19 protein-coding genes and 1 tRNA gene are annotated in these 21,935 nt (G+C 62.4%); 13 read left to right on the top strand and 7 right to left on the bottom strand.

The window, feature by feature from the left end:
* Window positions 1-5 precede the first annotated feature (5 nt).
* The 7 genes from ACT3UA_RS09225 to ACT3UA_RS09195 all read left to right on the top strand — a co-directional run bounded on the left by ACT3UA_RS09225 (window position 6) and on the right by ACT3UA_RS09195 (window position 9,242).
* The gene (locus ACT3UA_RS09225; RefSeq protein ID WP_096287402.1) at window positions 6-2,357 is read left to right on the top strand and encodes a GNAT family N-acetyltransferase; all 2,352 of its coding nucleotides are present in this window, start codon (window positions 6-8) and stop codon (window positions 2,355-2,357) included.
* Between the two features lie 160 nt (window positions 2,358-2,517).
* Entirely contained in the window at window positions 2,518-3,753 is a 1,236-nt protein-coding gene (bioB, locus tag ACT3UA_RS09220; protein WP_444616065.1) for a biotin synthase BioB, read from the top strand.
* Window positions 3,753-5,111: an adenosylmethionine--8-amino-7-oxononanoate transaminase gene (bioA, locus tag ACT3UA_RS09215; RefSeq protein ID WP_444616077.1), complete on the top strand. Its 1,359-nt coding sequence runs from the start codon at window positions 3,753-3,755 to the stop codon at window positions 5,109-5,111. The genes bioB and bioA overlap by 1 nt, the downstream gene beginning before the upstream one ends.
* Window positions 5,104-6,279 (top strand): aminotransferase class I/II-fold pyridoxal phosphate-dependent enzyme, encoded by a 1,176-nt coding sequence (locus tag ACT3UA_RS09210; RefSeq protein ID WP_105553736.1) that lies wholly within the window; start codon window positions 5,104-5,106, stop codon window positions 6,277-6,279. Before bioA ends, ACT3UA_RS09210 begins: the two co-directional genes overlap by 8 nt.
* A complete protein-coding gene (locus ACT3UA_RS09205) occupies window positions 6,276-7,454 on the top strand; it encodes a cytochrome P450 (RefSeq protein WP_105553737.1) in 1,179 nt (392 codons plus the stop codon). The genes ACT3UA_RS09210 and ACT3UA_RS09205 overlap by 4 nt, the downstream gene beginning before the upstream one ends.
* On the top strand, window positions 7,451-8,161 hold the full coding sequence (gene bioD / locus ACT3UA_RS09200; RefSeq protein WP_105553738.1) for a dethiobiotin synthase: 711 nt from the start codon (window positions 7,451-7,453) through the stop codon (window positions 8,159-8,161). Before ACT3UA_RS09205 ends, bioD begins: the two co-directional genes overlap by 4 nt.
* Window positions 8,162-8,219: 58 nt before the next feature.
* Window positions 8,220-9,242 carry an LLM class flavin-dependent oxidoreductase gene (locus ACT3UA_RS09195; RefSeq protein ID WP_105553739.1) on the top strand — a complete coding sequence of 341 codons (1,023 nt, stop codon included), beginning with the start codon at window positions 8,220-8,222 and terminating at the stop codon, window positions 9,240-9,242.
* A 49-nt stretch (window positions 9,243-9,291) separates the two neighbouring features.
* Here ACT3UA_RS09195 and ACT3UA_RS09190 read toward each other — a convergent pair whose 3' ends face one another.
* Complete coding sequence (locus ACT3UA_RS09190) at window positions 9,292-9,921, bottom strand: maleylpyruvate isomerase family mycothiol-dependent enzyme (RefSeq protein ID WP_105553740.1); 630 nt, start codon at window positions 9,919-9,921, stop codon at window positions 9,292-9,294.
* A gap of 350 nt (window positions 9,922-10,271) precedes the next feature.
* Here ACT3UA_RS09190 and ACT3UA_RS09185 point away from each other — a divergent pair, with 350 nt between their 5' ends.
* Window positions 10,272-10,763 (top strand): 6,7-dimethyl-8-ribityllumazine synthase, encoded by a 492-nt coding sequence (locus ACT3UA_RS09185; RefSeq protein WP_308727262.1) that lies wholly within the window; start codon window positions 10,272-10,274, stop codon window positions 10,761-10,763.
* Between the two features lie 138 nt (window positions 10,764-10,901).
* On the opposite strand, the gene ACT3UA_RS09180 is transcribed toward ACT3UA_RS09185, so the two are convergent.
* Entirely contained in the window at window positions 10,902-11,588 is a 687-nt protein-coding gene (locus ACT3UA_RS09180) for a DUF6308 family protein (RefSeq protein WP_444616061.1), read from the bottom strand.
* A gap of 159 nt (window positions 11,589-11,747) precedes the next feature.
* Here ACT3UA_RS09180 and ACT3UA_RS09175 point away from each other — a divergent pair, with 159 nt between their 5' ends.
* The 3 genes from ACT3UA_RS09175 to ACT3UA_RS09165 all read left to right on the top strand — a co-directional run bounded on the left by ACT3UA_RS09175 (window position 11,748) and on the right by ACT3UA_RS09165 (window position 14,849).
* Window positions 11,748-12,122 (top strand): PH domain-containing protein, encoded by a 375-nt coding sequence (locus ACT3UA_RS09175; RefSeq protein WP_105553743.1) that lies wholly within the window; start codon window positions 11,748-11,750, stop codon window positions 12,120-12,122.
* Between the two features lie 262 nt (window positions 12,123-12,384).
* A complete protein-coding gene (locus tag ACT3UA_RS09170) occupies window positions 12,385-14,298 on the top strand; it encodes an MFS transporter (RefSeq protein ID WP_444616058.1) in 1,914 nt (637 codons plus the stop codon).
* Entirely contained in the window at window positions 14,295-14,849 is a 555-nt protein-coding gene (locus ACT3UA_RS09165; RefSeq protein WP_444616056.1) for a TetR/AcrR family transcriptional regulator, read from the top strand. The genes ACT3UA_RS09170 and ACT3UA_RS09165 overlap by 4 nt, the downstream gene beginning before the upstream one ends.
* An 81-nt stretch (window positions 14,850-14,930) precedes the next feature.
* Here the strand turns inward: ACT3UA_RS09165 and ACT3UA_RS09160 are convergent, their stop codons facing one another.
* The 3 genes from ACT3UA_RS09160 to xylA all read right to left on the bottom strand — a co-directional run bounded on the left by ACT3UA_RS09160 (window position 14,931) and on the right by xylA (window position 18,680).
* On the bottom strand, window positions 14,931-15,740 hold the full coding sequence (locus tag ACT3UA_RS09160) for a DUF4190 domain-containing protein (protein WP_444616054.1): 810 nt from the start codon (window positions 15,738-15,740) through the stop codon (window positions 14,931-14,933).
* 256 nt (window positions 15,741-15,996) lie between these two features.
* Window positions 15,997-17,391: a xylulokinase gene (locus tag ACT3UA_RS09155; RefSeq protein ID WP_444616052.1), complete on the bottom strand. Its 1,395-nt coding sequence runs from the start codon at window positions 17,389-17,391 to the stop codon at window positions 15,997-15,999.
* Window positions 17,392-17,486: 95 nt separating this feature from the next.
* Window positions 17,487-18,680, bottom strand: coding sequence for a xylose isomerase (gene xylA, locus ACT3UA_RS09150; RefSeq protein ID WP_444616050.1), 1,194 nt, complete (start codon window positions 18,678-18,680; stop codon window positions 17,487-17,489).
* 486 nt (window positions 18,681-19,166) lie between these two features.
* Between xylA and ACT3UA_RS09145 the strand changes: the two genes are divergently transcribed.
* Window positions 19,167-20,372, top strand: a complete 1,206-nt coding sequence (locus ACT3UA_RS09145; RefSeq protein WP_096287447.1) for an ROK family transcriptional regulator — start codon at window positions 19,167-19,169, stop codon at window positions 20,370-20,372.
* On the opposite strand, the gene ACT3UA_RS09140 is transcribed toward ACT3UA_RS09145, so the two are convergent.
* The gene (locus tag ACT3UA_RS09140) at window positions 20,369-20,698 is read right to left on the bottom strand and encodes a thioredoxin family protein (RefSeq protein WP_096287449.1); all 330 of its coding nucleotides are present in this window, start codon (window positions 20,696-20,698) and stop codon (window positions 20,369-20,371) included. The two genes, ACT3UA_RS09145 and ACT3UA_RS09140, sit on opposite strands and share 4 nt — an antisense overlap.
* A 173-nt stretch (window positions 20,699-20,871) precedes the next feature.
* On the opposite strand from ACT3UA_RS09140, the gene ACT3UA_RS09135 reads away from it, so the two are divergent.
* Window positions 20,872-21,705, top strand: coding sequence for a hypothetical protein (locus ACT3UA_RS09135; RefSeq protein ID WP_096287451.1), 834 nt, complete (start codon window positions 20,872-20,874; stop codon window positions 21,703-21,705).
* Between the two features lie 117 nt (window positions 21,706-21,822).
* Here the strand turns inward: ACT3UA_RS09135 and ACT3UA_RS09130 are convergent.
* Window positions 21,823-21,895 (bottom strand) — tRNA-Asn (locus ACT3UA_RS09130).
* Between the last annotated feature and the right edge of the window lie 40 nt (window positions 21,896-21,935).

The raw sequence follows: 21,935 nt of genomic DNA, 5'->3' as shown, positions 1-21,935 counted from the left end.
GCCCCATGACGACCTACGACTCATTTACCTTCCGCAGCATTCAACTGCCCTCCGACGCCAAGCTTTTGCATTCCTGGATCGCCACCGAGCATGCCCGCTATTGGGGAATGCCCACCGCAAGCCTTGACGAAATTGAAACCGAATATCGCGGACTGCTGGAGCTCCCCGACTATGAGGTGCTCCTTGGAGAGCTCCGCGGTGAACCACGCTTCCTGGTAGAACTCTACGATCCCTCGACATCCAGTCTTGCGGGAAAATACCCGTACGTTCGTGGAGACCGCGGGCTGCACTTCCTGGCTCCGGACCCCGCCGGGAAAGGCGAGACAGGATTTACCTTGCATGCCCTCGGCGCAGCCATCCGGCACGCTTTCGCGCAACCGGGAATTGAACGGGTGGTGGTTGAACCTGATGTGCGGAACAAGGCGATTCAAGCGCTCAACTCGCGCGTCGGCTTCCAGCCGCTGAAAGAAGTCACGCTTGATGAGCCACAAGGCCCCAAGGCGGCGTTGCTTTCAATTTGCACCCGCGAGGATTTTGAGCGCACCACCGGGATATCAGCCGGCGCCAACCATCTAAGCCCGGCTCGCTGGGAACGGGCGAATCGGCATGTTCTGGCCAAGGCCCTAGGCGAATTCAGCCACGAGCGCCTGCTGGAGCCGCTCCCCCTGGGAAAGGACCGTTACCGGGTCGAAAAGCAGGGACACCGCTATGTATTTACCGCCCAACGCTACGCGCTGAATCACTGGCAGATCTCGCAGTCATCGGTTGAACATCTAGTCCAGGGCGCGGAGGGCTGGGACGGCAGCGACGTAGACGTCTTGGATTTTGTCACCCTTTTCGCCACCGAACTCACGCTCAGCGAAGCACAGCTCCCCACTTATCTAGAGGAGCTAAACAGCACGCTAGGCAGCCATTGCTACAAGCAGGCGCACGCGCTGCACGACAGCACGCAGCTTGCCGAAGCCGCCGGCAGCCCGGCAGAATCCTTCCAACGCATCGAATCCTCCATGACCGAGGGGCATCCGTGCTTCGTGGCCAACAATGGGCGCATTGGGGTGGGAAGCTTAGACTACCTGCGTTATGCGCCGGAAACCGGGTCCGCTATCCGGCTCGGTTGGGTTGCCGCGCATATTTCGCAGGCTTCATTCGACTCCATCGACGGGCTGGACTACCAGTCGTTGCTTGAACAAGAACTGGACGGTGAGGCCAAAGCGCAATTGGATCGGCACCTCTCCCGGCGTCTGGCCGGTACCGGACTTGATCCTGCGCAATACATTTATCTTCCGGTCCACCCCTGGCAATGGGAGAACCGGCTGTCCACCACCTTTGCCAACGACATTGCTCGTGGCCAGTTGATTTGGCTGGGATATTCCGCGGACGAGTACCAGGCGCAACAGTCGATTCGCACATTCTTCAATGTCACCTCACCGAGCAAGCACTATGTCAAGACCGCGATGTCGATTCTTAACATGGGGTTCATGCGCGGACTCAGCGCGGACTATATGAAGGTCACTCCGGCCATCAATCAGTGGCTTTATGAGCTCTTCGCCTCGGATCCGGTACTCGCCTCGCAACCGGTGGCGTTGCTGCGCGAGGTCGCGGCCGTTGGTTATCGAAACCAGCAGTTCGAGGCGGCCACGACGCCCAGCGCACCACAGCGCAAGATGCTTGCCGCGCTCTGGCGCGAGTCGCCCATCGACATGCTGGGACCGGGCGAAACCCTTGCCACGATGGCCAGTTTGCTCCATGTCGATGCCCACGGCAAGAGTTATGCCGCGGCGCTGATCCGCCGGAGCGGACTTGAACCGAAGGTGTGGCTCAACCAGTACCTGGAGGCCTATCTGGCTCCGCTGGTGCATTGCCTCGCGGCCTATGATCTGGTGTTCATGCCGCACGGCGAGAACATCATCCTGGTCCTGCGCGACGGGGCGGTGCAGCGGGTGCTGCTCAAGGACCTGGGCGAAGAAATTGCGGTGCTCTCGGACCGCGTGGAACTTCCGGAAACAATTCGTCGGGTGCGCACCGGAGGCGACCCGGTGCTTTCGATTTTCACCGATGTTTTTGATTCCTTCTTCCGCTTCCTCGCCCCGTTATTGGATGCCGAATCCTTGCTCCCGGAAACCGAATTCTGGCAGGTCGTCACCGAAAACCTGTTGAACTACCGGGAACAGCATCCTGATTTTGCAGACCGCTTCGAGGCATTGGGCCTGTTTGCCGACAGCTTCCCGCTCTCTTGCCTGAACCGGCTGCAATTGCGAAATAACCAGCAGATGCTGGATCTTTCGGATCAATCCGGCGGGCTGCTCTATGCCGGCGATTTGGACAACCCCTTGGTTCGGGTGGTCTCTCCGGTTTAGCGATAGCTTCTCGCAGCTCGCGTCGTTTGGTTGGCATCGAACGACGCGAGCTGCTTCATTTAATCTTCGAGCCAAAAACCTGAACAGTGTTCAATGATTCGGAAATCCGCTGTACAGTGAATTCAAACAATATTGAACACTGTTCAACAGGAGATTTTTGATGACAACACTAACCGGCCCGAAGCGCATCGCGCTTGACCCCTTTGCCCTCGCCGCACGGATCAGCGAAGGGCATCGCCTGACCGTGGCCGAGGCCCGCGCTATCCTGGCCACATCTGATGAGCAGACACTAACGCTCGTTACGGCAGCCGGCCGGCTGCGCAGGAAGCACTTCTCCAACACCGTGAAGGTGAACTATTTGGTGAACCTCAAATCTGGATTGTGCCCGGAAGACTGCACCTACTGCTCGCAACGCCTGGGCTCCAAGGCAGAAATCCTGAAATACACCTGGCTCAAACCAGATGAAGCGGTCCGCCAGGCCGGACTGGGCATTGCCGCCGGAGCCTCGCGGGTCTGCTTGGTGGCCTCGGGCAAAGGGCCCACCGACCGGGACGTCAATCGCGTGAGCACCATGATTGACCAGCTCAAAGAAGAACATCCGCAGGTAGAGGTCTGCGCTTGCCTGGGCATTCTCAAAGGAGGACAAGCCGAACAGCTCAAGACGGCCGGCGCCGACGCCTATAACCACAATCTCAACACCGCAGAATCCCTCTACCCGGAAATCTGCAGCACACACAGTTACCAGGAGCGCGTAGCCACCGTCGAACAGGCCAAGGGGGCAGGCCTCTCCCCCTGCTCTGGACTCATTGTCGGCATGGGCGAAAGCACCGACCAGCTCATCGAAGCGGTCTTCGCGCTGCGTGCGTTGGATACCGACTCAATTCCGGTCAATTTCCTGATGCCCTTTGACGGCACTCCCCTGGAAGGCACCTGGAACCTCACCCCGCTGGCTTGCCTGCGCATCCTCGCACTGGTTCGTTTGGCCTGCCCGGACAAGGAACTGCGTATCGCCGCCGGCCGGGAAATGCACCTGCGCTCCCTGCAGTCCGCCGCGCTGGAAGTGGCTAATTCGCTCTTTCTGGGCGACTACCTGACCAGCGAAGGCCAGGATGCACGCGCCGACCTGGCGATGATCGCCGACGCCGGATTCGTGGTGCTGGGCCAGGAAGGCAAAAACACCGCGCAGATCGCCCAGACCCTGCACGAAGCCGCCGCCCACGCCGCCCGCCAACCAGCGGACGCAGACAATGCCGCCGCGGCCGGGTGCGCCGGATCCTGCTGCTCCTCCGCGGCCTCGGCGGCCTGCGGCAAAGCGGCCTCAGGTGGCGGCGCCGGCGAGACCGAACCGGTGCTGCGCCGCCGCGGCGCCGGGACCGCAGAGAACCCCAACGCGTGATGCCCACCGATGCCAGCCTGCTCTCCCGCGACGCAGGATTGCTCTGGCACCCCTATGCCGCACTTGATGCCGGGGCAGGCTACGCGGTCACCGAGGCACGCGGCGCCCGGCTGGTCCTCGAAGACGAGACCGGCATCCGCCGCGAGGTGATCGACGGGATGTCCTCGTGGTGGTCGTCGGTGCACGGCTACCGCAACCCGGCGCTGGATGCCGCGGCGCGCGGACAACTGGAGAAGTTCAGCCATGTGATGTTCGGCGGGCTGACCCACGCCCCGGCCATCGAATTGGCCGAGCGGCTGGTGGACCTGGCCCCGGGCGAGCTGCGCCACGTGTTTCTGGCCGATTCCGGGTCAATCAGCGTCGAGGTGGCCCTGAAGCTCGCCCTCCAATACCAGGAGGCAAAGGGCCGCACCACGCGCCACCGGTTCGCGGCCCTGCGCGGCGGCTACCACGGGGACACCTTCGCCACCATGGGCATCTGCGACCCGCAGGACGGAATGCACGCGGCTTTCGCGCCGCGCTCCTCCGCCGAGCTGTTCCTGCCCAAGCCCCCGAGCGCACGCCGCAGCGCACAGGGGCACTGGGAATACCTCGTCTCCGAGCTGGCCGACTGGGAATGCACGGTGCGCGCATTGATCTCCGAAAACTCCGCACAGCTGGCCGGGATCGTGTGCGAACCGGTGCTCCAGGGCGCCGGAGGCATGCACATCTACCCGCCGGCGGCGCTCGGCATCCTGCGCGAACTCGCCGACGAGCACGACCTGCCGCTGATTGCCGATGAAATCGCCACCGGATTCGGACGCACCGGCGAGCTGTTCGCCGTGGCGCATGCAGGCATCGTCCCGGACATCATGTGCGTGGGCAAGGCGCTGACCGGAGGGTATCTCACCCTGGCCGCGATGCTTTGCACCAGCAAAATCGCCTCCGCGCTTGCCAGCGGCACTCGGTCCGCCGGGTCCGCGCTGCTGCATGGGCCGACCTTCATGGGCAACCCGCTGGCCTGCGCGGTGGCCTGCGCCTCGCTTGACCTGCTCGTCGGTGCACCGGCCGGCAGCCCACCGGCGGCACCCTGGCAGGCCCAGGTTACCGCGCTGGAATCCGGGCTGCGCACCGGGCTCGCCCCGGCGGCCGGACTGGCATCAGTCAAGGACGTGCGGGTGCTCGGCGGGGTTGGAGTCATCCAACTTCACGCCCCGGTTGACGTACCCGAAGTGACTCGAGCGGCGGTAGCGCAGGGGGTCTGGGTGCGCCCGTTCCGCGATCTGGTCTACGTCATGCCTCCCTATATCAGCACCCCCGAAGAGCTCGCCGCGCTCGGCCGCGGACTGCTGGCCGCGGTGGAGCAGGTCCATGGCTGAGAATACCTCCGGCTGGGAGCGCTGGCTGTCCGCCCGAGCCACCGTGCGCGAGCGCCGCGGCCTGCGCCGCAGCGATGCGCTGCGGGCCGGATCCATTGATTTGGCCTCCAACGACTATCTGGGTCTCTCGAATCATCCCGAGGTGCTCCGGGCCGCCGCCGAAACCCTGGAAAGCTACGGCACCGGGGCCGGTGCAAGCCGAATGGCCAGCGGAACTCTAGCAGTGCACCGGGAGCTGGAGGCCGCGCTGTGCCGGTATACGCACCGGGATGCCGCCTTGGTCTTCTCCAGCGGGTATACCGCCAACCTCGGGGTGCTCGGCTCCCTGGGCGGTCCGGGCAGCCTGTTCATCCTGGACGAGCATGCCCATGCCAGCCTGGTCGACGGGGCCAGGCTCTCCGGCGCGGCTGTGGCCACCGCCGGGCACAACGACCTGGCCAGCTTCCGGCGGCTGCTCCAAGCCAACCACAGCAGCGCGCACCCCAAGCCTCGGGTGCTGCTGGCCGTCGAATCGGTTTACTCGGTTTTCGGCGACGCTGCGCCGCTAACCGAGCTGGCAGCATCGTGCCGGGAGTTCGGCGCGCTGCTGCTGGTGGATGAGGCCCACTCGCTGGCCGCCAGCGAATCCGGGTCGGCGCTGCGCGCCGCCGGCCTCGAAGCTCGCGGCCAGGTAATCACCACCGCAACCCTGTCCAAGTCGCTGGGCGCCCAAGGCGGAGCGGTGCTTTTCGGCGGCCCGGCTGCCGCAGCGCTGCGCGAACATCTGCTCAATACCGCCCGCACCTTCATCTTCGACACCGCGCTGGCCCCCGCCGCCGCCGGCGGTGCCTTGGCCGCCCTGCGCTTGGCGGACCGGGCCCGGCTTGCCGCGCTGGCCCGGAACCAGCGGTTGATCCGCGGTCTGTTGGCGGAGTACCCGGAACTGGCCGGGCGGGTGGAATCCGGGGCCGGACCGATCCACTCGGTGAAGATGCCCAGCGCCGCGGCCGCCGTGCGGGCCGCCGCCACCCTGGCCGCGCAGGGCATCGCGGTATCCTGCTTCCGCCCGCCCAGCGTCCCCGACGGAATCTCCCGTATCCGGCTGACCGCCCACGCCCACCAGCAACCGGCCGAACTGTCCACGGCCATCGGGAAGGTAGCCCGGGCGGCCATCGAGGAGGAATCATGAATTGCCCCTACGCCCCCACCGCCGGCAGCTTGGCCGACGCCCCGCTGGCCGGCCCGCTGCCCGCGGCCTTTCCCGAAGCCATCAACCGGCGCTACCGCAGCGTCGAGGACCCGGACACGGTGCGCGGCATCTTGCGCCGCCCCGGGGAATTCACCACGGCCAACGCGCTGAGCACCGCCATCAACCTCACCCCGGCCGCGTTGCGGATCCTGGCCGCGGTGAAATTCGCGCTGCCACCGGTGCTCGCCAGCGCCTCGGGCAGCGAACACCTCTCCGTGCGCCGGCTCGTCGCCGGATTCTTCAGCCCCGCCAAGGTCCAGTCGCAGCGCCAGCCGGTCACCGAACGAGTGCGGGAAATCTGCGCCCGGCTCGAACCGCGCTACCGCAACGGGGAATCCCTGGATCTGGCCGTAGAGCTGGCCGCGGTGATCCCCGTCGAAATCATGGCGGTGCTGACCGGGGTGCGCGTGCCGCCGGCCGAAAAACTCAAACGCTGGAGCCAGGATTCGCTGGAATTGTTCTGGGGGTGGCCCGAGGAGGAACGACAGCTGGTGCTCGCCGCCAGCGCCGCCGAATTCTATGCCTGGCTGGATCAGACGGTTCACGAGGCGGTCAGGAGCCAGGAGCCGAACCTCTATGCCGTGCTGCATCGCTCGGGAGTTCCCGAACGCCAAATCCGCTCGCTGGCCTACTTCCTGGGGATCGCCGGACAGGAGACCACCGCGATGCTCATCCAGAGCACTCTGCACGCGGCGCTGCGCGAGGGCCACTGGGCCGCCTGCGCCGACCCGGACACCGGACCAGCCGCGGCCCAAGCCGTGGTGCGCGAGGTGCTGGCCGTCGCCTCCTCGGTGCCAACCTGGCGGCGCATCGCCGCGGTGGACGCCCGCGTCGGCGATCACGAATTCGCCGTCGGCGAGGAGCTGGTGCTGCGCCTGTCCGGCGGAATCCTCGGCACCGGCGGCGACGATTCGCTGGCCTTCGGCCATGGCGTCCACCGCTGCTTGGGGGCGGGCCTGGCCCGGATGGAGGCCGAACTGGTGCTCGCCGAAACGGCCCGTTGCCTTCCGGACCTCGAAGCCGCCGGCGCGGCCCCACGCTTCGCCCACCTGCTCTCCTTCCAGGCGCCGGTCGCGGTGCCGACTGGATTCCCCTTCGAAAGGACCCACCGATGATCCACGCCATCACCGGAACCGACACCGAGGTGGGCAAGACGGTGGCCACCGCCGTGCTCGCCGCCCGGGCGCTGGCCCGCGGTGCCCGGGCGGCGATCTACAAGCCGGCGCAGACCGGTGTGCTTCCCGGACAGCCCGGAGACGTGCAAGACGCGGCCGGCTGGCTTGGCCACCCGGAGCGGCTGGGCACCGCCGAGGGGGTGCGGCTGTGTGCGCCGATGGCACCGCTGGATGCGGCCCGGTGCGCGGGATTCGCCGACCCCGCCGAGGTCCTGCCGCCCCTGGCCGAGCACGTGCGGCGGATCCGCGAGCTGGCAGCTGCCTATGACGAGGTGCTTGTCGAGGGCGCCGGAGGGCTCTTGGTCGAGCTGACGTCCGCGGGCGAAACCATCGCTGATCTGGCCGCGGCCGTCTCGGCGGAGCTGGTGGTCGTCACCCGCCCGGACCTGGGAACCCTGAACCACACCGCGCTGACCTTGGAGGCCTGTGCGGCCCGCGGCTTCTCCCGCGGCACGCTGGTGCTGGGCAGCTACCCGGACCGCCCCACGCAGCTTGCCGAATGCAATCTGGCGGGTCTGCGGGCCTTAGCCACCCGTTTCGGGTGGAGCTTCGCCGGGAGACTGCCCGCAAATCTGGTCCGCGATCCGGCACGCCGCCCGGAGGCGCTGGCCGCAGCGGCCCGTGCGCTGGCTCCGATTCCCGCCTAGCCCCCGGGCGCGGCGACCTTGCGGAATACCGGCCGGGCAATATGCGTTGGGCACAAGTATGAAGAACATCGGATTTTTGTCCTTTGGGCATTGGACTGATCACCCACAGTCAGGAACCCGCAGTGCCTCGGATGCGCTGCTGCAAGCAATCGATCTAGCGGTTGCGGCCGAGGAACTCGGCGCGGACGGCGCATACTTCCGCGTGCACCACTTCGCCCAGCAATACGCATCCCCCTTCCCGCTGCTCGCCGCCATCGGAGCGCGCACCAGCCGCATCGAAATCGGCACCGGCGTCATCGACATGCGCTACGAAAACCCGTTGTACATGGCCGAGGACGCCGGATCCGCCGACCTCATCTCCAACCGCCGCCTGCAGTTGGGCATCAGCCGCGGTTCACCGGAACAGGTCATCGACGGGTGGCGCCATTTTGGTTTCGAACCGCATGAGGGCGAGAGCGACGCCGAGATGGGACGCCGGCATACCGAGCGTCTGCTCCAAGTGCTCTCCGGAGAAGGATTCGCCCAGCCCAGCCCCAAGCCGATGTTCCCCAATCCCCCGGGGCTCTTGCGCATAGAACCTCACTCCGAGGGTTTGCGCGAGCGCATCTGGTGGGGCTCGGGCTCGAACGCCACCGCCGTGTGGGCGGCGAAACTTGGAATGAACCTGCAAAGCTCCACGCTGAAAGACGACGAATCCGGCAAACCGTTCCATGTGCAGCAGGCCGAGCAAATCGAGCTCTACCGACAGGCATGGAAAGACGCTGGCCATGCACGCGAACCGCGGGTCTCGGTGAGCCGCAGCATCTTTGCCCTGACCGATGAGCGGGACTGGCAGTACTTCGGACGCGACCGCTACAGCTCCGACCAGATCGGCAACATCGACGCCAAAACCCGCGCAATTTTCGGCAAGTCCTATGCCGGAGAACCCGATGAACTGGCCAAGACGCTGGCCGAGGATGAGGCCATTGCCGCGGCGGATACCTTGCTGCTGACCGTGCCCAATCAGCTAGGAGTCGAGTACAACGCACACGTTATCGAATCGGTGCTCAAACATGTCGCTCCGCTGCTGGGCTGGCGCTAGGGAGAACGCCGAGCTGATCTTTACCGGCCTGGCTACTTCACGGGATTCCCTAGGCTAGCCGCTGTGCGAGCACCGCTACCCCGTCGCCGCGAAGGGAAGACAGGTAGTCAGGCCGTCCCGCCATGATCATGACAAGATCGAGTTGCTTGCCTTTGACCAGCGGCCCGTCTCCCGCCGAGAAGGAAGAATCTTCGGCTTTCAGGGCCAGACCAGTGACGAGGCGTTTGCTGTTCACCGCGAAATCCCGCTCGGAGAAGAATTTGGCAACCTCGTGCACCGCATCCGGATCAGGGATCAGCTCGAGGGCAAGCGGCCGGGCGATGTCCTGACCGTGGACGATCACTTCCCCGAGCATCGCCGCGTAATCCTTGGTCGGGGCGACTGTGTTCTCGGCGGATGCACGCAGGTTCGCGAGCGTCTGGGCAGGAGTGTCGCCCAAATATCTGCGCAGCCTACGCTCGTTATGCACAGCGGAGTTGAAACCTGCCAACACGATGCTGCGCAGCCAAGACATCGTGCCGGTGTTTGCGGCGGCGCTCAGATGCGCGACAACCTGGGAGACCGACCAATTGCTGCACAGCGTGGGAGATTGCCAAGCCTCATGATCCAGTCGCGACAATATTTCCAGGAGCCTGTGCCGTTCAGCGTGGATTGCATTCCAGAAATCATACTCGTGCATCAAGTTTCCGTTCGGTTTGATCTTGTCGGGGCAGGTTCCGCCGGATGGCACTCCACAGCGCGTCGCGATGAACAAGATGTCGAGATCAGACGCGATTCCGAGGCGATTTAAGCCTAGTGCAGCACGCCGCAGGAAAATAGTCCGGTTGCCCCGAACTAGCCGGGCATCAAGTACAACGGGCCAGCCATCGATTCCAGATCGGTGCCGCTGGCGCTGCTACGGGGTAGGCACTCGGCGGAGAGCAATCGTTACAACAATTCTCGCCGCCATTGAAGCGAATGAGACGCAGGACACTAGGCTGGATAGGGAGAGCTTGGTTTTCAGACTGCCCGAGCCGTTGAGCAGTTCGAATGGCTCCGATGAGATTTTGCCTAATACAAGAAAAACTGACACAGGAGAATTACATGAGCAAGCCACTAAATATCGCATTCATCAAGGCCAGCTGGCATGCAGATATCGTGGACCAGTCGCTGGCAGGGTTCAAAGCAGATATGGATGCTTCCGGTGTTGAATACGGCATCGATGTGGTCACCGTGCCTGGTGCCTACGAGATGCCGCTGCAGGCCAAGCGGCTAGCGCAGTCGGAAAAGTATGATGCCGTGGTGGCCGCCGCGCTAGTAGTCGACGGCGGGATCTACCGCCACGATTTTGTCGCTCAGGCGGTTGTCGATGGGTTGATGCGCGTGCAGCTGGACACGAATGTGCCGACCTTCTCGGTGAGCCTGACCCCGCACCACTTCCACTCCAGCGAAGAGCACGAAAAGTTCTACTTCGAGCACTTCGTCACGAAGGGCGCCGAAGCCGCGCGCGCGGTGCGTGCAATCGCGGCGCTCGGCGAGTAGCGTTCGCTTCTAATACGCAATGCGTGATGGTCGCTTCGAGAACTATCCGGAGCGACCATCACGCATTTTTTCGTATGAAATTCTTGACCCGTTGGCGGGAATTTGCGGAGCTAAGCGGGATGCTCGTCGTTCAGCTCGTTACGCCTCGTCGAGTGTTGCATCGGGAACGATGCCTTGCCTTCCGCCGCTTGTCCACAGCACAATATCCAGCACTCGCAAGAGCGAGAGGTGCGTTTGCCCCGCGTCCTCGCGAATGCTCTTCAGCTTCTCAACGAGTTTTACATCCTCAGCTGGATCCTGATGGAACGCGTCCCACCAACGAGCCCATTGAGTACCGGAGCCAGGTATTTTTACCCGCTTGGCGATCACGGAATCGAATATAGGAATCAGATGCGGACGCTTGCGGGCCAGGATCTTGCTCGCGGTAGTCTGCCCAATCCCCCACCTGTTCCCTGGTTGACGAAGGATCTCCCACAACTTGTCTGCGGGAGATCCGTCGGCCAGAAATTTCTGGAATTCTCCTTCGGTCAGCTCCTCGAATCGAAGGCCCACTGGAATCTGAGCAAGTTGTTCGCCGAGCTGTTCCGCATAGGTTCCCAAAATCCCCAATGCGGCCTGTCCTGGAACGTGAACCGAGAGCATCGAAACCGCTATCAAATCCTCGGCAGTGATCTTGTTGGGTTCGCGAAGGTCACCTCCACCTGCGAAGGATTCGAACTGCGAACCTGAATATCGAGGTCGACCGTTCTCTCGGATTTCAAAGTACTTCTTGAGATCGGCGACTGCGTCGTCATGCTCGATCGAGTTCATTGCGAAAAGTGGCACGTGTTCCCCCTGTAATGCGCCCGAAGGCCCGATGGGCTCAACGTATCACCAGCTTCCGACAGATGCGCCCGGAGCGCTTCATTCCTTGCCAACATCACATAGGCACGCCCACCGACGAATGCGCTCCAAATTGTCCCAAGTCATGCCTAGGATCGAGGCATGATCGATTTTAATAACTCCTCGGTGTTCAAGCTCGGCCCATGGAATCTGGCCGAGGTAGCCCCGGAAATAACTCCCATGCTCGTCTCCGGGGAAGAACTGCTCGCCGCGTTCAAGGGTGCACGCGACTATGTAGTCTTCACCAATAAGCGGCTCGTTGCGGTCAATGTCCAAGGCCTGACCGGCAAGAAACGCGACTACACCTCGCTGCCCTACTCCCGCATCCAGGCCTTCTCCGTCGAAACGGCCGGAACCTTTGATCTCGACGCGGAATTGGAACTGTGGTTTAGCGGTCTGGGCAAGGTGAGCCTGGATTTCAAGGGCAAAGTCGATATTCGCGCCCTCTCCCAAGTGATCGCCGGCTACGTTCTGTAGAAGTACGCTGGCGCTTTTGAAAAATCGTCCGGGATGAACTTTTCCGGATCAACAATTGCTAGCTGGAATCCATGCAACCGAAAGGGCACTGAACGCCCTGCTGCCGTGCACGCTGAGGATCCGATAGTCCGGTTCCGACGGTCTCATCGCCCCCTCCGGCACCGGAACCTACCTGACAGTACACCGAATGTCCGTGTGTTCTTAGAGAGGGTAAACAGCCGTTCACCCCATTTGCGCCATCTATTATCCGAAGGCCACCGTCGTGCCGATACGTTCCGTTCCCGCGTGGGCGACCACCGCCATCCTCGCCTTGTGCGGGATGGTGGTAGCGCTCCAGCAGACCCTCGTTGTCCCACTATTGCCTGATTTTCCGGTGATCCTCGACGTCTCGGCCGAAGATTCCTCCTGGCTGGTCACCGCCACGCTGCTCAGCGCGGCGATTTTCACCCCGGTCATTTCCCGCATGGCCGACATGTACGGCAAGCGCAAAATGCTGCTGCTCGCTTTGGCCGTGATGACCCTCGGCTCGCTTGTTGCCGCCCTCGGCGGATCCTTTGGCGCACTGATCGCCGGGCGGGCCATGCAGGGCTTCGCCTCCTCGCTGATCCCGGTGGGAATCTCGGTGCTTCGCGACGAATTGCCCAAGGAAAAGGTGGCCTCGGCCGTCGCGCTGATGAGCGCAACCTTGGGCATCGGCTCGGCGCTGGGCATGCCGATGTCCGGACTGCTCTACAACGCCTATGGCTGGGAATCGCTGTTCTGGGTTTCCGCAGGCCTGGGCCTGGTATTCCTCGTAGGCGTGCTGCTGCTGGTCAAGGAATCGACGATCACCACCCCCGGCCGCTTCGACATCTCCGGGGCGCTGGTCCTCTCCGTAATACTCACCGCCGCCCTATTGGCCGTCACCAAGGGTGCCAGTTGGGGCTGGAACAGTCCGCTCACACTCGGCCTATTTGCTCTGGCACTCGCGCTGCTTGCCGGTTGGATCCCGCTGCAGCTGCGCGTCAACCAGCCGATGGTGGACCTGCGCACCGCGGTGAAGCGGCCGGTGCTTCTGACCAACGTCGCCTCGTTCTTCCTCTGCGTGGCGATGTTCGTCAACATGCTCATCACCACCCAACAGCTGCAGATCCCCACGCAGACCGGCTATGGTTTTGGCTTGTCGGTGCTGGTCGCCGGGCTCGCCATGGTGCCTTCGGGGCTGGCCATGGTCTTCTTGTCCCCGGTTGCCGGCGCGATGCTCAATCGCTGGGGAGGCAAACCGACGATGATCTTCGGCGCGGCGATTATGGCCCTCACCTACGTGGGCCGGGTCTTCCTGGATGATGCGGTGTGGCAGGTGATCGCGGGGGCGACCTTGGTCAACGTCGGGGTCGCCTTCTCCTACGCCGCGATGCCGACGCTGATCATGAGCGCGGTGCCGATTACCGAAACCGCCTCGGCCAACGGGGTCAATGCGCTGATCCGTTCGCTGGGCACCAGCGTGGCCAGCGCGCTGACCGGCCTGATCCTCGCCACGCTAGTCGTCGAGCACAACGGCACCGTGCTGCCCACGATCGACGCGCTGCATTTGGCGTTCTGGCTCGCGGCGCTGGCAGCGGCCATCGGCATCTCCATTGCCTTGTTCATCCCCAGCGGCGGGCGCACGCCGAAGGCAGAGAACAACGTCGCAGAGACCATGGTGCATGGCCGCGTCAGCATGTCCGCTGCCGGCGGTACCCAGCGCCCGGCCATTGTGACCTTTGTGCGCCAGGACGGCGTCCCCGGCGATTGGGCGCGCACCGACCACGAGGGGCTTTTCACCGCGGCGCTGCCCGGACCAGGCCGCTATCTGGTGGTCGCCAACGCCGCGGGCTGGGTACCGAATTCCCAGCTGGTGACTTTCTCCGGCGGAACCACGGAGCACAATGTGGAACTGCACGATACGCTTTCGCTCAGTGGCGTGGTGGCTACCGGCAATATGGCCGTGACCGGGGCCCTGGTCAGCCTGAGTGCCGGAGCCGGCGACTTCATCGCCGCGACCCACACCGACGGGCGCGGGAGTTACACCTTGGATCTGCCTCCGGTGGGAACCTACGTTTTAACCGCCGCGTCACCGCACAGTGACACCGCCACTTCGGTCAAGCTCATTCTGCGGGCGCGGACCGAGCGTGTGGATATCGAGTTGCCAGCATGAGCGCCATCGATGGCCGGGGACGCATCCGCCAAGCGGCATCGGCCTTGTTCGGCGAGCGCGGATTTCATGATGTTACCGTGCGCGAGATCGCCGAGGCCGCCCAGGTCTCCCCCGCCTTGGTGATCAAGCTCTTCGGTTCCAAGGCCGAGCTGTACACCGTGGCCAGCACCATCACCGTTCCGCTGGCAGACCTGGACCTGCCCCGCGAACGCCTGGGCCGGGCGCTGGTGCAGCAGATCCTCAACCGGCGTGATGCCGCGGTGGTTGATCCCTGGGAGACCCTGGTCCCGCGGATCAGGCAATCGCCCACTCCGGAGGTAACCCAGCGCGAGCTGCGCGAGACCTATCTGGCCGGGGTGGCGAGGACCATCGGAGATACCACCGCCGACCGCCGCCACGCCTCGGCCGTGGCCTGCCAGCTGCTGGGCCTGGCCGAGGGCATTCGGGTCTTGGGCTATTTCGCGTCCGAGGATTTCGATTCCGACGAGGTCGTGGAGCAGTATGCGGCGGCGGTCCAACTGCACATCGACCGGGCCGGCGCCGCGCAATAATGCCGCAAGGCCGCGCCGCACAGTAAGTCACTGTGCGGCGCGGCCTTGCTCTGACCCGGGCGTGTGCCTAACCGGGCAAGACTACTTAGCCGCCCAGAGTCCGGCTTCGTCGTCGAAGGAAAGGGCTTCGGTGACGCGGATCTTCGCGTCATCGAGCGCTTCGGCCGGTACATCGAAGACGACCTGGTAGGTTCCCTTGCCGCCCTTGGTCAGCGTAGGCACATCCATGGCTGGTTTCGGAGCCATGGCCATGGAGCTGGAAGTGCTGTAGATGCGTGAATCGGAACCAACCAGCTCCGGAGACAGGTCGAGCCAGGCGTCGCCTTCTTCCTCGCCGTTGTACACCACGGAAAGATCTACGAGGACATATTGCCCCTCGGCCTTTTCATTGAATGAGTTGGCCTTGGCCATGGCCTCGTCGGCTTCGAGGTTCACGGAACTGACGTTGACCGAATATTCACCGATAGTGGCCGCCTCACCCAGCTTGAGCACCTGAGACTCATCTGCCGCCTGCTCGATGACCTTCTCCGGAGCCGCGACCTCTCCGTCCGCGGCGTCATCGATGGCAGCCGAGACACCGTCCAAGGCCTTGACGTAGGCGGACTGGGTGACGAAGACCAGCACGATGGCAACGATGGCGATCACGCTAGAGGCGATCCCCAGCCCCTTGCTGCCGCGCCGCTTCGCGGCGATGGCGAGCGAGATGATGCCGAGGATCAGGGCGACAAAACCCAGAACCGCGGCGAAGTTGTTCACGATCGGGACCCAGCACAGGGTCAGGGCAACGATGGCAATGACCAGTGCGGCAATTCCCAGCCCCTTGCCGGCAGTGGACTTTGCGGGTGGGAGCTGCGAGTGCGGTGCAGGCTCCAGTGGAGTTCCAGCAGACATGAATATTTCCTCAAGTGATGACGGCGCTTAGCCAGCGCCTAAGTGAAACCGGCTCATACCCCATGGTCGTGATCCGGATTGAATCTTGCTTGATCCATCAACGACACTACGAGGACGCTCCGACACTTTAGCCTCACAGTAAATTTTCAGCTCCCGAGAAGTTCCGCCCCTGCCTCGGCTTAGCTCGCGCTTCCGGCAAAGGACTGCCCCTCGACTTCATGTTGACCATGTAGCCGAAGGGCAGTCCTCTGGGCTCTCAGTAACCGGAAGCAGCCTGCCGGTACTGGCGGAGGACCCGGCTGTCCGGTTCGCTTGTCGCCAGCAGGGCCTCATTGGTTGGCCAGAGCGGCAATACTCCGCTTAACACTCCCGCCGCCTGGCGCGCTGCCCCATCGGCAACGTACTCCCCGGGTTCCGGAACGCTTACCGGCAGGCCCAGCACACTGGCCGAAATTTCCTGCAGTGCAACCGAACGCACCGCCCCACCGACCAGCACAATACGCTCGGCCAGCACCCCCAAGTCCGTCAGTGCCTTCAGCCCGTCCGCCAGCGAACAGATAATCCCCTCGAAGGCGGCTCGAGCCAGATTCTGGGCGGTGAAGTTCTCCAAGGTCAGCCCGTGCAGCGAGCCTGTAGCGTCGGGCAGATTAGGGGTTCGTTCCCCCTCAAAGTAAGGGATCAGGCTCAAACCCTCGGCACCGGCAGGCGCGGTCAATGCCAGCTGGGACAGTTGCGGAAGATCGACTTTCAGCAGCGCCGCCGTCGCATCCAGCACGCGGGAGGCATTCAAGGTGCAAGCCAGTGGCAGGTAGCTGCCGGTGGCATCGGCGAATCCGGCCACCAGCCCCGAACGATCCCCGGTAGGCTGGTCGGACACGGTGAATACCGTCCCGGAGGTGCCAACCGAGATCACCACGGTGCCCAGCGTGGCGTTCACGCCTAATCCCGCTCCGGCGTTATCGCCGCAGCCGGGGCCGATCAGCATTCCAGATGAGGTCAACTGTCCGACTTCCAATGGCGCCAGGACCTTTGGCAGGACCGGCACATGCCCTAGGGTGCGTTCGAGCACCTCTGGAAGATACTCGCCGGTGCTCGGTGACCAGTACCCGGTTCCCGAGGCATCCGAACGGTCGGTGCGCAACGCGGCTAGGCCTTCGGCACCGCTGCCTGGGCCAAATCCTGCCAGGCGCCAGCTGAGCCAATCGTGAGGTAGGCATACCGCGGCAGTGCGCGCGGCGTTCTCTGGTTCCGCGGTAGCCAGCCACAACAGCTTGGTCGCGGTGAGTGAGGCCACCGGGATGGTTCCAATGCTTCGCGCCCAATACTCGGCGCCGAATTCTTCGACGAGCTGCCGAGCTGCGCCCGCGGAGCGAGTGTCATTCCACAGCAAGGCCGGACGAACTACCGCGCCGTCGGCGTCGAGGCAAACCATGCCATGTTGCTGGCCTGCCACCGAAATAGCCGAGACATCCTCCAAACCGCCGGCCTCTTCGATGGCTTGCTGCAGTGCCGTCCACCAGTGCTCTGGGTCGATCTCGGTGCCCGATGGATGGCGCGCGGAGCCCTGTCGGATAAGGGCTCCGGAACCGGCGTCACGAATGACGACCTTACAAGATTGGGTGGAGCTATCCACTCCGGCAACCAGCTGCATTTAGATAACTTTCGGGCTTGGGATGAATAACAGCGCCGCGTCCCCGGATCTGGCAACAGAACCGGGGACGCGGTCAAACTTTTCTTGTAAAAACCTCAGGCTTGGCGTGCGCCCATCAGGTGTTCCAAGGCCAGCTGGTTCAAGCGGATGAACCCGAAGGAACGCTCGGCGGCAGCGTCTGCATCAAAGCCTTCGAATGCCGACGTATCCGCGAGCAGATCCGCGGTGGTTTCGCCGGCGGCCAGAGTGCTTTCGCCCAGCTCGAAGACGCCTGCGGTCTTCAGCGCTTCCTGCACCTCTGGGTTGGCGCGGAATGCGGTGGCGCGTTCCTTGAGCAACAAGTACATGGACATATTTGCCTTGGCAGAGTCCCATACACCGTCATAGCCGTCGGTTCGCGATGGCTTGTAGTCGAAGTGGCGTGGACCGTTGTAGGTTGGCCCGCCGTTCGGGAATCCATTTTCAAGCAGGTCGACAGTGAAGAAGGCGCTGGTGAGATCGCCGTGGCCGAAGACGAGGTCCTGGTCGTACTTGATTCCGCGCTGTCCGTTGAGGTCGATGTGGAACAGCTTTTCTGCCCAAAGCGCCTGCGCGATGCCGTGCGTGAAGTTCAATCCTGCCATCTGTTCATGGCCGGTTTCCGGGTTAACGCCTACGATATCGCCGTGCTCAAGCTCGGCAATGAAAGCCAGCGCGTGGCCTACCGTGGGCAGGAAGATGTCACCGCGTGGCTCGTTTGGCTTAGGTTCCAGCGCAAGGCGCAGCCCGTAGTTCTTTTCCTTGATATAGGCGGCGACGGTATCAACGCCTTCCTTCATGCGATCGAGCGAAGATGCCAGATCCTTGGATCCGTCGTATTCGCTGCCTTCGCGGCCACCCCACATGACAAAGGTTTCGGCACCCACCTCGGCAGCGAGGTCAATGTTTTCCAACACCTTGCGCAAGGCATAGCGGCGAATGGAGCGATCGTTGGAAGTGAAGCCGCCGTCCTTGAAGACCGGATGGCTGAACAGGTTGGTGGTAACCATTGGGACCTTCAAACCGGTCGTTTCCAAGGCGCCACGGAAATCCTTGAGGATGCTCTCGCGTTCTGCTGCCGTTGCATCAAACGGGATCAGGTCGTTGTCGTGGAAGGTAATACCGTAAGCACCCAGCTCGCTGAGCCGATTGACCGCTTCGACCGGGTTGAGTGCCTGGCGGGTTGGCGTGCCGAACGGATCGTTCCCGGTCCATCCCACCGTCCATAGGCCAAAGGTGAAACGGTCTGCTGGCGTTGGTTGCAAAGTCATGCGTACTCCTAAATGATTTGTAGCTAGCAACAACTTATTGCAGAACGATCCTCAGAGTCAAGGAAAACTTCCCCCTCATTCGCGAATAAACGAAATTGGCAGCGTTTCTCCACCAAGTAAAACAAGGGGTATAGACTTGATGTAGCGCCCTAACTCCTATAAGTTTACGTTTACAACTTATGGGAATTTTGATTGTCCATTTCCTTGAAACGCGGCAATCTTCTGCCGGGCCCGTGCCGCATGGCATCCCGTCGTCACGTCGCGTGGCTTGCAAGCGCAAGAACGGTCATTGGGAGCGGCAACGTAGTTGATAAAATGGCGAAAGTTTGAAGATGTTCCAACGACTGACAAGACGGACGCCACTGGTGCTCGTGGCTCGTTGCCCCTGCCCAGCCGATTGAATTTATGGCACTCGGTCGCTGGCCGCCGTTGCTCATCCATCAGCTAGCCAGCTCAGCCTAAGAATGAAGAATTGAAGGACACTAGATGACGGCCTCACCCCGTGCGTCCAAGGCGGTGCAGAGCCCTGAAACCATGCGGCGCAATAATCTGTCTGTCATTCTCACTTTGTTGCACCGCGAAGGCAGGCTATCGCGTGCCCAACTTACCGAGCGCACCGGTTTTAACCGTTCCACGGTCGGCGCACTAGTCGCCGAACTTTGCGAGCTGGGGCTGGTCTTCGAAAGCGAGCCACAAGCAGCTGGCAGGGCTGGCCGGCCCAGCCCGCTCGTTCATCCCAACGACAAAGTCGTCGCGGTCGCCATCAACCCGGACATCGATGCCGTGCATGTTGGGCTTGTCGGGCTCGGCGGCAAGGTCCATCGCAGAATTCGCTATGAAGCCGCCGCGAAACCGACTCCTGTTGAAACCGCCAACATCAGCAAGGCAATTCTTGACGGCATGCGCGCGGATATCGATGTGCTGGATCGCATCGTCGCCGTGGGCGTAGCGGTGCCCGCTCTGGTGCAAGACAGCGACGGAAAGATCCTCCTCGCACCGCACCTGCAATGGGCGAATGAATCCTTGTCGTCATTGCTGGAACCCGCGCTCGGACTTCCGCTACTCGTAGGAAACGACGCAACCCTAGGCTCCGTTGCCGAAAGCATTCACGGTGCCGCGCAAGGTTACGCCAATGTGCTCTATCTCAATGGAAGCGCCAGTGGCATTGGCGGCGGCATCCTCACCGGCGGTGCCCCGCTTCGTGGAGCCTCGGGCTTTGCCGGAGAACTGGGGCATACCTTGGTCAGAACCGGCGGGGTCCTCTGCCATTGCGGGCGCCGAGGTTGCCTCGATGCCGAGGTGCGGGTTGAAAGTCTCTTGGATATCCTCCAGTTCGACAGCGCCGACCTAGACTCTCTTGAGCAGGCAATTGCCGGCAATGAGTCCGCGCAGCTTCACCAAGAAATCGACCGGCAGATTGATCTGCTGTCCGTGGCGCTTACCAATTTCGTTAATATATTCAACCCAGAAATGATCGTCCTTGGCGGTTTCTTGGGAACCATCTACGCAATGCGCGCCGAACGGTTGACCGATGCGGTCTCCAGCGGCCCCATTGCAGGGCTAGGCCGCGAGGTCAGAATCAGAAAGGCTGTGCTGGGTTCGGATCTATTGCTCATTGGCGCCGCCGAATTGGCATTCGCCCGGTTGCTTTCGGACCCAGCCGGGTACAGGGCCGCGGACCAGACGCCCTAGCGGTTTGCCTGCCGCTGCCCGTAGCCTCGGGCCGACAATGCCGCGGTCAGCTGGTCAACAGTTGGCGCACCTTGCAGCCCATCCGGCGTCGGATAGATGCGGCAAGCGAGTTCGCGCGTAGTCGCCGCCGGAAAAAGATCAATGCCTCCTGCAATGATCGTTGGGGAACCGGCAAAACCAGTGCCACGCGTCTCGGCGCTCGTTTTCAAAACGTGTTGCAGTATCGTCGTGTTCCTGACCCCGAGTGCTTCTAGGGCAGCGCCCAGTCGCTCGGCCGCAAGGGCGGAGTTGGGGCAATTCTCGATAACCAACAATTCGATGCGCATACGTACATTCTCCTCGAAGGATCCAGAGATCCAGGAAGTTCTGGATTCGCTATCCCGGCTGCCACACGGCTAAGCGATGCGGGGATTCACGGTGCACAAACGCTTAACCCAGCGACACGCTGAGATGAAAACAATTCCTAGCCAGCACGTAGTTGCTGTTGCAGAATTCAAGTATGGGCACCAACGACGAAATCGATCATGGCCGCGACACGCTACGCTACGTCAGGCTAGCTCTGCTGGTCCTACCGCTTTTACTGGTTGTTGCCATCGTGATTTATGGGCTTTTAAACGGAAAAGTTGAAGACTCGATCAGTTCCTACTACTTGGGACCTAGCCGGGACCTATTCGTCGCAATGCTTGTCGCCACCGGAGTAATGCTCGTAGTTTACAAAGGCGCGCCCCTGGAGGACTATGCCCTGAACCTTGCCGGTTTCTACGCGATATTTGTAGCCTTGGTTCCAACCCGGCTGGGCGAGACGCTCTCCACGCTGACCCCGCACGGTCAACTACAGCTGATCCGCTCCGTGCAAATATCGGTGTTTGCCGTCCTCGTGGTTTCCGCGGTATTTGTCTGGCTTGAATGGAAAACTAGCAAGTGGTCGCCGCGCTCGTTGCACTTCAGCACGCTCAGTAAAACTTTGACCCTCGTCAGTACCGTGCTGCTGATCGCGTTTATCGGCTTGCTGTTGTGGCGCAGCATCGAAGGCACAGACTTTGCCGGTGTTCACTATGCTGCCGCGTTTCTATTGATTATCAGCATGGGAGTAGCCATCGCCAGCCATCTGGGGCGCGAAGACCTCTGCGACACCGATACCAGCGGTGGGCGTTCAACCCAGTACGCCGTCTTGCTGGTACTCATGGCTTTGGGCATCGTCGGATGGCTCGTGCTTACCCTCATGGGCGTAGCGCAGGCGCTATTTATCATCGAGTGGTACGAGATCGGCCTCTTCACCTATTTCTGGTATTTGGAATCTCGAAGACTGTGGAACCACCCCGCGCAGGCATAGGCCCCAACAGTGGATCCCTCTAGCGCCCTAGGCGGGCGTGAGGCTTCAAACATCCGGCAGGAATACTCAAAGGCAAAGGCCCCGATTCTCGCAATGAGAACCGGGGCCTTTTGAAAGCTCCTCCAACTGGACTTGAACCAGTAACCCTTCGATTAACAGTCGAATGCTCTGCCAATTGAGCTATGGAGGAATGCAACGAGATATAACTTTACCCGACGCTCAACCAAAAA

The sequence above is a fragment of the Glutamicibacter sp. 363 genome, assembly GCF_052379505.1.
In the GTDB taxonomy this organism is placed as follows: domain Bacteria; phylum Actinomycetota; class Actinomycetes; order Actinomycetales; family Micrococcaceae; genus Glutamicibacter.
The sequence above is the reverse complement of the archived record's forward strand: the minus strand, read 5'-3'. Positions and strand labels throughout refer to the sequence as shown.